The sequence below is a fragment of the Sphingomonas sp. SP6 genome (assembly GCF_058313435.1).
On the sequence record NZ_JBZFLG010000002.1, the window covers coordinates 39171 to 52164 of the forward strand.

12 protein-coding genes are annotated in these 12994 nt (G+C 70.5%); 9 read left to right on the forward strand and 3 right to left on the reverse strand.

All coding sequences use genetic code 11. The features are described from left to right. The first annotated feature begins 44 nt into the window (after window positions 1-44). Window positions 45-584, forward strand: coding sequence for a GNAT family N-acetyltransferase (locus AC4GYY_RS05935; RefSeq protein ID WP_491119344.1), 540 nt, complete (start codon window positions 45-47; stop codon window positions 582-584). 97 nt (window positions 585-681) lie between these two features. Beyond that, window positions 682-1278: a TetR/AcrR family transcriptional regulator gene (locus AC4GYY_RS05940; protein WP_491119345.1), complete on the forward strand. Its 597-nt coding sequence runs from the start codon at window positions 682-684 to the stop codon at window positions 1276-1278. Window positions 1279-1378: 100 nt separating this feature from the next. Here the strand turns inward: AC4GYY_RS05940 and AC4GYY_RS05945 are convergent, their stop codons facing one another. Both AC4GYY_RS05945 and AC4GYY_RS05950 read right to left on the reverse strand, forming a co-directional pair. Then, window positions 1379-1717, reverse strand: a complete 339-nt coding sequence (locus AC4GYY_RS05945) for a YybH family protein (protein ID WP_491119346.1) — start codon at window positions 1715-1717, stop codon at window positions 1379-1381. 2 nt (window positions 1718-1719) lie between these two features. Then, window positions 1720-2955, reverse strand: a complete 1236-nt coding sequence (locus tag AC4GYY_RS05950) for an FAD-dependent oxidoreductase (protein ID WP_491119347.1) — start codon at window positions 2953-2955, stop codon at window positions 1720-1722. A 178-nt stretch (window positions 2956-3133) separates the two neighbouring features. On the opposite strand from AC4GYY_RS05950, the gene obgE reads away from it, so the two are divergent. Both obgE and AC4GYY_RS05960 read left to right on the forward strand, forming a co-directional pair. Then, the gene (obgE, locus tag AC4GYY_RS05955) at window positions 3134-4183 is read left to right on the forward strand and encodes a GTPase ObgE (RefSeq protein WP_491119348.1); all 1050 of its coding nucleotides are present in this window, start codon (window positions 3134-3136) and stop codon (window positions 4181-4183) included. Window positions 4184-4249: 66 nt separating this feature from the next. Then, window positions 4250-4759 (forward strand): Uma2 family endonuclease, encoded by a 510-nt coding sequence (locus AC4GYY_RS05960; RefSeq protein WP_491119349.1) that lies wholly within the window; start codon window positions 4250-4252, stop codon window positions 4757-4759. Between the two features lie 36 nt (window positions 4760-4795). Here AC4GYY_RS05960 and AC4GYY_RS05965 read toward each other — a convergent pair whose 3' ends face one another. Then, on the reverse strand, window positions 4796-7195 hold the full coding sequence (locus AC4GYY_RS05965) for a TonB-dependent receptor (protein ID WP_491119350.1): 2400 nt from the start codon (window positions 7193-7195) through the stop codon (window positions 4796-4798). Between the two features lie 190 nt (window positions 7196-7385). On the opposite strand from AC4GYY_RS05965, the gene proB reads away from it, so the two are divergent. From proB to AC4GYY_RS05990, 5 genes are all read left to right on the forward strand, one after another. Further along, window positions 7386-8486, forward strand: a complete 1101-nt coding sequence (gene proB, locus AC4GYY_RS05970) for a glutamate 5-kinase (RefSeq protein ID WP_491119351.1) — start codon at window positions 7386-7388, stop codon at window positions 8484-8486. Then, window positions 8483-9370: an NAD-dependent epimerase/dehydratase family protein gene (locus AC4GYY_RS05975; RefSeq protein ID WP_491119352.1), complete on the forward strand. Its 888-nt coding sequence runs from the start codon at window positions 8483-8485 to the stop codon at window positions 9368-9370. The genes proB and AC4GYY_RS05975 overlap by 4 nt, the downstream gene beginning before the upstream one ends. 38 nt (window positions 9371-9408) lie before the next feature. After that, complete coding sequence (locus AC4GYY_RS05980) at window positions 9409-9651, forward strand: acyl carrier protein (protein ID WP_491119353.1); 243 nt, start codon at window positions 9409-9411, stop codon at window positions 9649-9651. Window positions 9652-9730: 79 nt separating this feature from the next. Next, entirely contained in the window at window positions 9731-10993 is a 1263-nt protein-coding gene (gene spt, locus AC4GYY_RS05985; RefSeq protein ID WP_491119354.1) for a serine palmitoyltransferase, read from the forward strand. Between the two features lie 53 nt (window positions 10994-11046). Then, window positions 11047-12981, forward strand: coding sequence for an ATP-binding protein (locus AC4GYY_RS05990; protein WP_491119355.1), 1935 nt, complete (start codon window positions 11047-11049; stop codon window positions 12979-12981). Window positions 12982-12994: the final 13 nt, after the last annotated feature.

Below are 12994 nucleotides of genomic sequence, written 5' to 3' on the forward strand. Positions count from 1 at the left end.
GTGGGCCACACGGCGGCGGTTCGCCCGCGATGGGAGGCAAAGGGATGTTCGCTCGCACCAAGAGACTGACGCTGCGCCCCGGCTGGCCGGAGGACGCAGCGGTCCTGACCGACACGATCGCGCACGAGGCGGTGGCGATGACGCTCGCGCGCCTGCCGTGGCCCTATGCGGTCGGCGACGCCGAGGCGTTCCTCGCCGTGCCGCGCGGGGCCGAGGACGCGCGCTTCCTGATCCTGTCGCACGAGACGCGCATCCCCGACATGATCGGCGGCATCGGGCTCCGTCCGCTCGGGCGCGGCGTCTACGAGCTGGGCTATTGGCTCACTCCCGGCGCCTGGGGCCGCGGCTATGCGACCGAGGCGGGACGGGTGGTGATCGAGATGGCGCGCCATGCGCTCCCCGCACGCCGCGTCGAGGCCAGTCACCACCTCGACAACGCCGCGTCGCGTCGCGTGCTGACCAAGCTCGGCTTCCGCGAGGTCGGGCGCGAGCCCCGTTTCAGCCTGGCGCAGGGCCGCGACGTCGAGTGCGCGGTGATGGCGCTGGCGCTGGACGGCGACTGCGCCCAGGCGATGGCGGCGTAGCGGTATTCCACCGTTCGCCGCCCGTCGCGCCAAGTCCCTCTCACCGCTTGCCGGGACAGGGTCGCCCAGCGTAGCGAGGCTGGAAGAAAGGTCGCGCGTGTCCGTCACCCCCCTCCCCGTCCGCCGCCGCCTGTCCCCCGAGGAATCGCGCGAGGCCGCGCTCGACGCCGCACGCGCGCTCCTCGTCGAGGAAGGCCCGCAGGCGGTGACGCTCAAGGCCGTCGGCGCGCGGATCGGGCGCACCCACGCCAATCTGCTTCACCACTTCGGCTCGGCCGCCGGGCTGCAGAAGGCGCTGATCGCCCGCATGGCGGCGGGGATCGTCGGCACGATCAAGGACGCGGTGATCCGCAGCCGGGAAGCGCAGGACCCCGCCGAGGTGGTCGATCTGACCTTCGACGCCTTCGGCCGCGGCGGCGCGGGGGCGCTCGCCGGTTGGATGATCCTGAACGGCGACGAGGATTCGCTCGATCCGATCCTGACCGCGATCCACGATCTCGTCGAGGAGCTCGCCGACGAGGTCCACGCCCGCGACCTCCCCGACGCGCCGATCCATGACGAGACGCTTCAGCTGGTGCTGATGGCGCTGGGCGACGCGCTCCTCGGCGCACCGATGGCGCGCGCGCTGGGGCTGCCGCAGGGGCGCGCACGCGAACTGGCGCGGGCGATGCTGCTGAAGGACCGCGCGGGATAGAAAGCGGGCCTGCGGCTCTGAGGTGAGAGCCACGGGGGCTGGGCATACGGCGGACGGCGTACCGGATATCGCCTGCGCGGTCCGCGCAGGCGATGCCCCCTCACAGCTGGTGCAGATACACCTCGTTGTGGGCGATCCGCTCACCGGTCAGCAGCACCAGGTCGAACCCGCGCAGCCGCCCCCCGCCCTCGACGTCACAATACCAGCGTCCGCAGAAGCCGCCGGGGATCGGCCACACCGTGTCCGGGGTGTAGGTCATCGCCGGCATCGAGGCGAACAGGTGGGTGAGATACGCCTCGAGCGCCGCATGGCCGGTGATCCCGGCGGGGTTCTGCGGGTCCTGGAAGGTGCAGTCCTCGGCATAGTAACCGAGCAGCGCGGGTACGTCCTTCGCGGTCCAGGCGGCGAGCCAGTCGGCGTTGTAGCGTTCGATCTCCATAGTCACCCCAGCACCCGGGCGACATGCGCCGCCTCGAAGGTCTCCGCCGGAACCATCTCCGGCCCGGCCAGCGTCGCGACGCCGTGCATGCCCAGTGTCGGATCGGCCGCCCCGGCCTCGTGATAGCGGCGGCGGCGAGCGCGCGCCGCCTCCCCGAACTCCATGTCGAGCGCCGCCTGCATCTCGGCGGCGATCTTCAGCCGCCGCATCCGCTCGGCCCGCTCCTCGGCATAAGGCGCGAAGTCCGGGGTCGCACCCGGCGGCGTCGCGAGCAGGATGTCCGAGACGAGCCGCACGTCGCGGTAGGTGATCGACAGCCCCAGCCCGAGGATCGGATCGTTCCACCCGGCCGCGTCGCCGACCAGCACCACGCCCGGCGCATGGGGCCGCGCCACCACGCTGGAATTGTTGTGGTAGGCGAACAGCGGCCCCGCGGGCGCGCCGCCCGCGATGCGGTGGTTGTCCGGCGCAGACCGCATCCGGAACGCCTCCAGGAACCGCGCGGACCCGTCCGCGCCCGCGAAACGCCGCGTCTCGGCAAGCGACCAGCCGCCATAGACGCGCACCCGGCTGCCGCCTTGCGGGAACGCGAGAAAGGCGAAATCGTCCTCGGTGCCGATGGCCTGCCGCTGCTCGTCCCAGCCCTCCACGCCGTCGACCAGCAGCCCGGCGAACCAGTGATGCGGCTTGTCCTGGTGAAGCGTCAGCCCGGCGGCGCGGCGCACCGCCGACTGCCGCCCCTCCGCCCCGACGACCAGCGGCGCGCGGGCGACGTGCCGCCTGCCCTCGTGACGGTACGCGACGCGCGGCGCGGCTCCCAGCTCGATCGTCTCGACCTCGATCCCGCGCAGCGCGGTCACGCCGGCCGTGACCGCCGTGTCGAACAGCGTCTGGCAGTGGACCGGATGCCGGATGCACAAGGGCCCGGGCACGTCGGCGACGAAGATGCCGAGCGCCAGCGCCGTCGCTTCCGCCGCGCCGGGATCGCGCGTCTCGTCGTAGGTGACGTGGCTCGTCAGGTGATGGCCCCCGGCGGCGACCAGCGCCTCGTACAGCCCCAGCCGCTTGGTCTCGGCCACGCCCCACGGAGCGATCCACTCGCCCCGCACCCGGTCCTCGTACGCGGTCGATCGCTCGAGCAGCAGCACCGATCGCCCTGCGCCGGCGAGGACGGCGGCAAGCGCGGACCCGCCGATGCCGCCGCCGATGATGATGACGTCGTAGGTGTCCTGGGCCATTCGCCCTCTCCCGTCGCGGCGACGACGCTAAGTCGATCGACTGACTTGAGGCTAGGAGTCGGATCGGCCGGAGTCAACGCGGGCGCCGCGGCGAGGCCGCACCGCCGGTCCTGGCCCGAGGGCGGGGTGCGCGCGCGCGATGGTCGCTTTAGCTGCGCGAAAGCGTTACCAGCGCGCCATGCATTTTCTCGATCAGGCCAAGATCTTCTGCCGCTCGGGCGCCGGCGGCCCCGGTGCGGTCTCGTTTCGCCGCGAGAAGTTCATCGAATATGGCGGGCCGGACGGCGGCAACGGCGGCAAGGGCGGCGACGTCATCTTCGAGGCCGTCGCCGGGCTGAACACGCTGATCGACTTCCGCTACACCCAGCATTTTCGCGCGCCGCGCGGTCAGGGCGGCTCGGGATCGAACCGCACGGGCGGGGGCGGCGACGATCTCGTCATCCGGGTCCCGGTCGGCACCCAGGTCCTCGCCGACGACGAGGAGCGGACCCTGCTCCTCGACCTCACGCAGCCCGGTCAGCGCGAGCTGTTCCTCAAGGGCGGCGACGGCGGGCGCGGGAACGCCAGCTACAAGACGTCGACCAACCGCGCGCCGCGCCAGCACGGCCCCGGCTGGCCGAGCGAGGAAGCCTGGGTGTGGCTCCGGCTCAAGCTGCTCGCCGACGCCGGGCTGGTCGGGCTGCCCAATGCCGGCAAGTCGACCTTCATCAACGGAGTCACCAACGCCCAGGCCAAGGTCGGTGCCTACGCCTTCACCACGCTGCGTCCGCAATTGGGCGTGGTGCGCCACAAGGGCCGCGAGTTCGTCGTCGCCGACATCCCCGGGCTGATCGAGGGCGCGGCCGACGGCGCGGGCGTCGGCGATCGCTTCCTCGGCCATATCGAGCGCTGCCGCGTGCTGCTCCACCTCGTCGACGCCAACGACGAGGACGTCGCCGAAAGCTACCGCATCGTGCGCGACGAGCTGGAGGCATATGGCGCCGGGCTGGTCGACAAGCCCGTCGTCGTCGGCCTCAACAAGATCGACACGCTCGACGACGAACTGATCGCCGCTCTGTCCGCCGAGCTGGAGGAGGCGAGCGGCGCCGAGGTCATCCCGTTGTCGGGCGTGGGCGGCACCGGCGTCGACTGGGTGCTCGACCGGCTCCTCGAAGCGCTCCCGCCCGAGCCGGGCCACGTCGCGGAGGACGACGAGGGCGAGGACGTCGTCGAATGGTCGCCGGTGTGAGGATATGGTACGGGTCGCTGCATGGCGACTCAACCCGAATACCCGCTGCTGACCGCCAAGGAGTTCTTGGAGATCGACTTCGGGGACAAGAAGGCGGAGCTCGACAACGGCGTCATCCGCATGATGGCGGGCGCGAGAGCGCGGCATAACCGCGTTGCCGGCAACATCTATCGCGCGCTTGGCAATCGGTTGGAGGGATCGGGCTGCACTCCGTACAACGCGGACATGGCGACGCAGACACACGACCTCTCGATCCGCTATCCGGACGTGACCGTCTTCTGTGGGCACGACGGGCCCGAAGACGACGAACGCAAGGCGTTCGACGATCCTCGCGTCCTTTTCGAAGTCTTCTCAGCAGGGACCGCGCGCACCGACCTGCGGACCAAACTGCCCGAGTACAAGGCGCTGCCTAGCGTTGACACCATCGTGTTCGTAGATAGCGCGACCGAGCGGGTGCGTATCGTTCAGCGGACTGGTCCGAACGGCTGGAACGAGCAGGCTTATGACGAGGCGGTCGACGTCACCTTGCCGTCCCTCGGCGTCACGCTACCGCATGCAGAAATATTCGCGCGCTGAGCGGGCCGGCGCTTTCGCACCCGCCCGCCCCTCACGTCACATCGCGACGCTGACCTCCAGGCCGAAGGTCCGCGGCGGGTTGAAGTTGGCGTAGTCGCCCAGCACCAGCGCGTTCGCGTTCGAGCGGCGGTAGATGTGCGTCTCGTCGAACAGGTTGCGCGTCCACACCGACACGGTCGCCTTGGCGCTGTCGGTCATCGAGAAGTCGGCGAGCGCGAGGCGGCCGTTGACGATGAACGAACTCTCGGTCTTCACCGGCTCGTTCTGGAAGCTGTACTGCGCGTCGGCATAGTTGCCGTCGATGTGGAACCGCACCTTCCCGTCGCGGAACGCGATCGGCAGCACGTAGTCGAGGTAGGCGTTCGCCGCGCTCGGCGGCGTATAGACGACGTACACCTGGTACAGCGCATTGTTCAGGAACGGGTTCGGCGTCGCCGGCACGTGGGTGTAGGTGTAGGCATAGCCCGCCCCCAGCGTCAGCGCGTCGGTCGCCCGGACGGTCAGCTCGGCCTCGACGCCGCGGATGCGCGAGGTGCCCGGCGCGTTGCGGGTCTCTTCGGTGTGGAGGTTGAAGGTCGGGCTGTTCGGGTTGGTGTCGACGTTGTCGAAGTCGATCTGGGTGCCCTTGCGGTCCATGATATAGCCCGCGAGGTTCAGCCGGACGCGGCGGTCGAGGAACTCGGTCTTGGCCCCGATCTCGTAGGACTTCACCGTCTCCGCGCCGAACGAGGCGAAGGTCTGCGACCGGTCGTTGGCGCCGCCCGCGCGGTAGCCCGTCGCGTACTTGGCGTAGAGGTTGATCCCCGGCGCCGCGTCATAGGCCAGCGTCACCATCGGATCGAACCGGTCGGCGTCGTACTTGAAGCCGAAATCGGTGGGCTTGCCCTGGACGGTGAACAGCACACCGTCGCGCTTGTCCTTGGTGTACCGCCCGCCGACCGTCAGGTGCAGCGTGTCGAACGCATCGGGCGTGAAGGTCGCCTGCGCGAACGCGGCGTAGCTCTTCGCCTTGGCGCGGCTGGCGCGCTGGACGAAGCGCGAATCGCGATCCCAGCCCTGGTTCGACGAGGTGATCGGCCCGGTGACGCTGGGGCTCAGCACGGTGTAGGCGCTGCCGTCCGCATTCCACTGATTGCTCGACGGCGTCGCCGCAGCCTCGAACGCATGCTCGTTCAAATAGTAGAGCCCCGCGACGTAATCGAGCTGGGGGATGCTGCCGACCGCCTGGAACTCCTGGCTGAACTGGTTCTGGACCAGATCGGACAGCGAATAGCGGCTGAACTTCGCATTGGGCAGGAACACGGTGCGGTGCGCGCCGCCCGAATTGTCCCACTGCGCGGTGTTGACGCCGCGCCATGCGGTGATCGAGCGCAGCTCGAGCGCGGGTGACACCTTGTACTTGATCGTCGCCGAATAGCCCTCGGCGTCATCGACGGAGAGCTGCTGCGGCACGCCGATATCGGCCGTGTCCATCCGCTTGTCGCCGCTCACCACCACCAGCGGCGACAGCGGGGCGATCGTGCCCGACGGCAGCTTGCCGCCGTTCGCGTTGATCTGCGCCAGCGTCGCGACCGGCAGACCGCGCGGGTTGTAGTCGATCAGCTGGCTGTAGAACGGCGTGTTCTCGTCGCGCGAGCGGTCGTACGAGCCGGTGATCGTGAGGCCGTCGATCGGCTCCCACTTCGCCGACACGCGGCCGCCGACGCGGTGATAATATCCCCAGCCCTCATTGCCGTCGAGCGGGTTGTCGACCAGCGCGCCCTGATGCTGGACGACGCCGTCGAACTTCACCGCCAGCGTGTCGGTGATCGGCAGGTTGATGTGCCCCTCGCCGTTGTAGCCGCCGTAATTGGCGATCCCGCCCAGTACGCGCGCGCTGAACTCGTTCGACGGCTGCACCGTGGTGATGCTGACCGCGCCGCCCTCGGTGTTGCGGCCGAACAGCGTGCCCTGCGGCCCGCGCAGCACCTCGATCCGCTGGACGTCGAACAGCGCCGCGTTGAGGCCCTGCTGGCGGCCCAGATAGACGCCGTCGATATAGACGCCGACGCCCTGGTCGCGCGCGGTCTGGTTGGCGTCGAACGGCACGATGCCGCGGATCCCGACCGTCAGCGCCGACTGGCGCGCCTCGAACGTCGCGACCCGGAGCGACGGCACCGCGCCGTCCGCAAGATCGAGCAGGCTCTGGACGTGGCGATCCTTGATCGTCTCGGGCGTGATCACCGAAATCGCGATCGGCGTCTTCTGGAGGTTGGTCTCGCGGCGGAGCGCGGTGACGACGACGTCCTGGATGCCGGACTCGCTCGCATCGGCGGTCGCGGCCGGAGCGGCGGCGTCGGTGGTCGGCTGCGGCGCGGCGGCATCCTGCGCGAAGGCGCTGGAGGCGAGGGCGAACGAAAGCGCGGCGAGCGAACTCGCCGTGACGCGGTACAACATGCTGTTTCCCTAAATGGCGGTCTCTGACCGGACCCGGCACCCACCTAATTTAATTACGCGAAGGATCGGCGACACTTCGGTGACAGCCGTGTGACAGACGCAGCCGTTGCTGCGGCGCAACACTTCGCCGGCTGCAAGCACCAGGGGGCAGCTTGTTCCGCCGAGCGGCTCCGGGCTAACGCTCCAGCGGATGCTGTTCCCGCCCGCCTCCTGCCCGCGGCTGATCGTGAAGATCGGCTCGGCGCTGCTCGTCGATCCGGACGGCGCGGTTCGGCGAGGCTGGTTGGAGGGGGTGGCGCGCGACATCGCCGCCCGCAGCCGCAAGGGACAGCAGGTCGCCATCGTCTCCTCGGGCGCGATCGCGCTCGGTGCGCGGCGGCTGGCGCTGGCGAAGGGCGGACGGGCGAGCCTGGAGGACGCGCAGGCGGCGGCCGCCGTCGGCCAGATCGCGCTCGCCCGCACCTGGGCGGAGGTGCTCGGCGGCGAGGGGCTGACCGCCGCGCAGATGCTGGTCACGCTCGACGACCTCGAGGACCGCCGCCGCTACCTCAACGCCGCCGCCACGCTCGATCGGCTGCTGACGCTGGGCGTCGCGCCGATCCTCAACGAGAACGACAGCGTCGCGACCGAGGAGATCCGCTTCGGCGACAATGATCGCCTCGCCGCCCGCGTCGCGCAGGCAGCGGGCGCGAACGGCGTCGTGCTGCTGTCCGACGTCGACGGCCTGTACGACCGCAATCCCGCACTGCCCGGCGCGGTCCACGTCCCGCATGTCGTGCGGGTCGACGCGGCGACGCTGGCGATGGCGGATACGGGCTCGGCTTCGGGGATGGGATCGGGCGGGATGGCGTCGAAGCTCGCCGCGGCGCGGATCGCGGCGGACGCCGGGATCGCGCTGGCGATCGCGAACGGCCGCATCGACCGTCCTCTCTCGGCCGAGGCACGGCACACGCTGTTCGCCCCCGGCCGGGTCTCGCCGGCTCGTCAGGCCTGGCTGGCGGGGCGGCTGGCCGCCAAAGGCACGATCACCGTCGACGCCGGCGCTGCCGCCGCGCTCCGAAGCGGCGCCAGCCTGCTCGCGGCCGGGGCGACCGCGGTCGAGGGACGGTTCGCGCGCGGCGATCTGGTCACGCTCGCCGGCCCCGACGGCGCGGTGGCGCGGGGCCTTTCCGAATATGACGCCGCCGACGTCCGCCGACTCCTCGGTCGGCGCAGCGACGAACAGGCCGCGATCCTCGGCCACGCGCCGCGCACCGCGCTGGTCCACCGCAACCACATGGTGCTCGTATGATCCTGGCGGTGACCGGCGCCACCGGGTTCGTCGGCAGCCACCTGCTCGATCAGGCGCTGGCGGCGGGGCACGCGGTCCGTGCCCTCGCGCGACGCCCGCAGCGCGAACGCGCGGGGGTGACCTGGATCGCGGGCGCGCTGTCGGACGACGCCGCGCTCGCCGAACTCGTCGCAGGCAGCGACGCGGTGGTTCACGTCGCGGGGTCCGTGAACGCATCGCGGAAAGGCTTCGCCGACGCCAACATCGCGGGCACCCGCGCGATCCTCGCGGCGAGCGGACCGCGCCGGTTCGTCCACGTCTCCTCGCTCGCCGCGCGCGAGCCGCAGCTCTCCGCCTATGGCTGGTCGAAAGCGCAGGGCGAGCGGCTGGTCGAGGCGAGCGCCGCCGACTGGACGATCGTCCGTCCGACCGGCGTCTATGGCCCGCGCGACACCGAGTTCCGCGAGATGTTCAGGATGGCGAGCCGCGGCGTCATGCTCCTGCCGCCGCGGGGCCAAGTGTCGCTGATCGCGGTGGAGGACCTCGCCCGCCTGCTGCTGACGCTCGCGACCGAGGGCGGGCCGAAGACGATCCTGGAAGCGGACGACGGCGGTCGCGGCGTCACCCATGCCGAGCTCGCGCAGGCGATCGGCCGCGCCGTCGGGCGGCGGGTGCGGGCGGCGCACGTTCCCAAGGCGGCGCTCCGTCTTGCCGCGCGCGCCGACATGCGGCTTCGGGGGGCGCGCGCGAAGCTGACGCTCGACCGCGTCGGCTACCTCTCGCACCCGGACTGGACCGCCGATCCCGCCAAGCGCCCGCCCGCGGCGCTCTGGCGTCCCCGTATCGCCCTCGACGACGGTCTCGCCGCCACGGCCGCATGGTATCGCGCGAACGGCCTGCTATAGCCCCGGTCCCGCCGCATTCTCCGGCCAAGGACTGTCCCATGAGCGACCGCGCCTCCATCCTCGACACGATCACGCGCCAGATCGAACCGTTCAACAAGAAGGGCGTGGCGATCACCGAGGCGACCAGCTTCCAGCGCGATCTGGAATGGGATTCGCTGACGGTCATGGATTTCGTCGCGGCGATCGAGGACGAGTTCGACATCATCATCACGATGAACATGCAGGCCGAGATCGAGACCGTCGGCCAGCTCGCCGACGCCGTGGCGAAGTTGAAGGCGTAATCCGTTCGTCCCGAGCGACGTCGAGGGATCCTGTGTCTCGACTGCGCTCGACACCAACGGGATTTGGAACCCTGACCCCATGACCGAAACCGGCCTCCAGCCCGAAGCGCTCCCGCTCGATCCGCCGGCGATCGCGCCCGAGCGCGATCTGTTCGACAAGTTCGCGCCATTGGTCGCCGAGCGCCAGGCGCTGCTCGACAGCGGCGCGCGCGATCCGTTCGGGATCGTGATGGAGGAAGTGAAGTCTCCGACCCTCGCCGTCATCAAGGGCCGCGAGACGATCCTGCTCGGCACCTACAATTACATGGGAATGACGTTTGACGCCGACGTGATCGCCGCCGGCAAGGCGGCCTACGACCGCTTCGGCACCGGCACCAACGGCAGCCGCGCGCTCAACGGCACCTTCCACGACCACGTCGAGGTCGAGGCGGCGCTGCGCGACTTCTACGGCATGGCGGGCGCGATCGTCTTCTCGACCGGCTATCAGGCGAACCTGGGGATCATCTCGGCGATCGCCGGGCGCGGCGAGTACATCATCCTCGACGCCGACAGCCACGCCTCGATCTACGACGGCTGCGCGATGGGCAATGCCGAAGTCGTGCGCTTCCGCCACAATTCGGTCAAGGACCTCGACAAGCGCCTCGGCCGGCTGCCCAAGGAGCCGGGCAAGCTCGTCGTGCTCGAAGGCGTCTATTCGATGCTCGGCGACGTCGCGCCCTTACGCGAGATGGTCGCGGTCGCGAAGAAACACGGCTGCATGGTGCTGGTCGACGAGGCGCACTCGATGGGCTTCTTCGGCGAGCATGGCCGCGGCGTGTACGAGGAGCAGGGGCTGGAGGCGGAGGTCGACTTCGTCGTCGGCACCTTCTCCAAATCGGTCGGCACGGTCGGCGGGTTCTGCGTCTCGAACCATCCGCAATTCGAAATTCTGCGCTTCGTCTGTCGCCCCTATATCTTCACCGCCAGCCTGCCGCCCGCCGTGGTCGCGACCGCGACGGCCTCGATCCGCAAGCTCATGACCGCGACCGACAAGCGCACGCGGCTGTGGGCGAACGTCCGCCGGCTTCACGCCGGGCTCAAGGCGCTGGGCTTCAGCCTGTCGACCGAGGAGCCGCAATCGGCGATCGTCGCGGTGCTGCTCGACGATCAGGACCAGGCCGTCCGCATGTGGCAGGCGCTCTTGGAAGGCGGCTTGTACGTCAACGTCGCGCGTCCGCCGGCCACCCCGACCGGCGTCTTCCTGCTGCGCTGTTCGGTCTGCGCCGAGCATACGCCCGAGCAGATCGAGCGGGTGATCGCGATGTTCGCGGCGGCGGGACGCGCCACCGGGGTGATCCGATAACGCTTTTGTAACCGCACCTTTTCACGAGTCGTTTGGTGAGCTACCTTTCGCGCGTGGACGGTATCGAGGGCGCGACGCCCCGTGGGGGCCTGGCGGCGGCCTGGCGCACCATCACGCTCGTGGTGGTGGCGCTGCTCGGCGTCGCGGTGCTCGTGGCGCTGATGACGACCCTGGGCGAGGCGAACCGCCAGCGCGACCGCGCGCTTCGCCTGCAGAGCCACAGCTACGACGTGATGGTGCTCGCGCGCACGCTGTCGGGGACGATCGCGCGCTCGGAGGCGTCGCTCGGGCGGTACGTCATCTCGGGGGATCGGCAGCTCGGGCGGCTCTACTATGACGACTGGCAACTCGCCGGCGACCAGATCGACCGGCTCGACCAACTGACGTTCGACAGCCCCGAGCAGCAGCGCCGGATCGATCGGCTGCGCCGCGCCTATGAGACGCGCGGCAAGGAGCTGTCGCTCACCGCGCTCTCGACCAACTACGGCAAGAACAACCAGGCGCTGTCGCTCTATTACGCCGCGGGCAAGGCGCCGGTGCTGGTCGAGCTCAACGGCCTCCTCGACGCGATCGGCGACCGCGAGCGGACCCTGCTCAACGCCCGCACCGCGGTGGCGATGGGGACGGTCGCGAGCTCGACCCGCGCGGCGCGGGTGCTGTCGATCTTCGGCGCTGCGCTCGCGCTCGCCGCGATCGTGCTCGGCTGGCTGACGGTCCACGCCACCCGCGAGCGCGCCATCGCCCAGGCCGAGGCCGATTCCGAGCGCGAGCGCGCCGAGGACCTCGCCCGCGCCGTCGCCGAGGCGACCGAGACGCTGCGGACCCAGGAGGCGCGGCTGCGACAGGTCCAGAAGATGGAGGCGGTCGGCCAGCTGACCGGCGGCATCGCGCACGACTTCAACAACATGCTCGCGGTCGTGATCGGCGGGCTGGAGCTGGCGCAGCGCGGCGCCCGCGCCGGATCGGCCGATGTCGTCCGCCACATCGAGAGCGCGACCGAGGGCGCGAACCGCGCCGCCGCGCTCACCCGCCGCCTGCTCGCCTTCGCCCGCGAGGAGGCGATCAATCCCGAACCGATCGCGCTGAGCGACCTGATCGCCGGGATGCGCGATCTGCTCGATCGCACGCTCGGGGACGGCGTGGTGGTCGAGGTCGTCGACGAGAGCCGGGGCTGGCACGTCCGGGCCGATCGCGTCCAGCTCGAGAACACCGTCCTCAACCTCGCGGTCAATGCGCGCGACGCGATGGACGGGCGCGGCGTGCTGACGATCGCGGCGGCCGCGGCGACGCTGGGCGAGGACGATCGGGGCGGATGCGGCGCCGGCGACTATCTGACGCTCGCGGTCACCGACACCGGCTGCGGCATGGCCCCCGAGGTGATCGAGCGGGCATTCGAACCGTTCTTCACCACCAAGGCGATCGGCAAGGGCACCGGGCTCGGCCTCAGCCAGATCTTCGGCTTCGTCCGTCAGCAGGGCGGCGACGTCCGCATCGAATCGACTCCCGGGGTCGGCAGCACCATCACCCTCGTCCTGCCGCGCGACCTCGCCGCCGCGCCGGCGCTTGAGCTGGTGCCCGCCGCGGCGCCGGTCGCGGTCGCGAGCGGGCCGCTGTCGGTGCTGGTGGTCGAAGACGATCCCCGCGTGTTGGCGGCGACGGTCGGCGCGCTCGAGGAGCTCGGCCACGCCGTCGTCGCCTGCGACGATCCGCTCGCCGCCCCCGCGCTGCTCGATTCCGGACCGGCGATCGACCTGATCGTGACCGACGTGCTGATGCCCAGCTGCACCGGCCCGGAGATGATCGCCGCGCTCGATCCCCGCCACGCGCATGTCGGCGTGCTCTACGTCACCGGGTTCGCGGGGGAAGGCGGCGACTTCGGCGGCCGCCATGTCCTGCGCAAGCCCTACACGCTCGTCGGTCTGGAACGCGCGATCGCGGAGGCGATGGCGGACGCCGTCGCGCCGCCCGCGCAGATCGCGGCGGAATAGGCTCCCCTCCCGC

Coding starts and splice junctions, on each gene's coding strand:
- AC4GYY_RS05935 (WP_491119344.1), top strand. CDS start 45: ATGTTCGCTCGCACCAAGAGACTGACGCTGCGCCCCGGCTGGCCGGAG.
- AC4GYY_RS05945 (WP_491119346.1), bottom strand. CDS start 1,717: ATGGAGATCGAACGCTACAACGCCGACTGGCTCGCCGCCTGGACCGCG.
- AC4GYY_RS05950 (WP_491119347.1), bottom strand. CDS start 2,955: ATGGCCCAGGACACCTACGACGTCATCATCATCGGCGGCGGCATCGGC.
- obgE (WP_491119348.1), top strand. CDS start 3,134: ATGCATTTTCTCGATCAGGCCAAGATCTTCTGCCGCTCGGGCGCCGGC.
- AC4GYY_RS05965 (WP_491119350.1), bottom strand. CDS start 7,195: ATGTTGTACCGCGTCACGGCGAGTTCGCTCGCCGCGCTTTCGTTCGCC.
- proB (WP_491119351.1), top strand. CDS start 7,386: ATGCTGTTCCCGCCCGCCTCCTGCCCGCGGCTGATCGTGAAGATCGGC.
- AC4GYY_RS05975 (WP_491119352.1), top strand. CDS start 8,483: ATGATCCTGGCGGTGACCGGCGCCACCGGGTTCGTCGGCAGCCACCTG.
- AC4GYY_RS05980 (WP_491119353.1), top strand. CDS start 9,409: ATGAGCGACCGCGCCTCCATCCTCGACACGATCACGCGCCAGATCGAA.
- spt (WP_491119354.1), top strand. CDS start 9,731: ATGACCGAAACCGGCCTCCAGCCCGAAGCGCTCCCGCTCGATCCGCCG.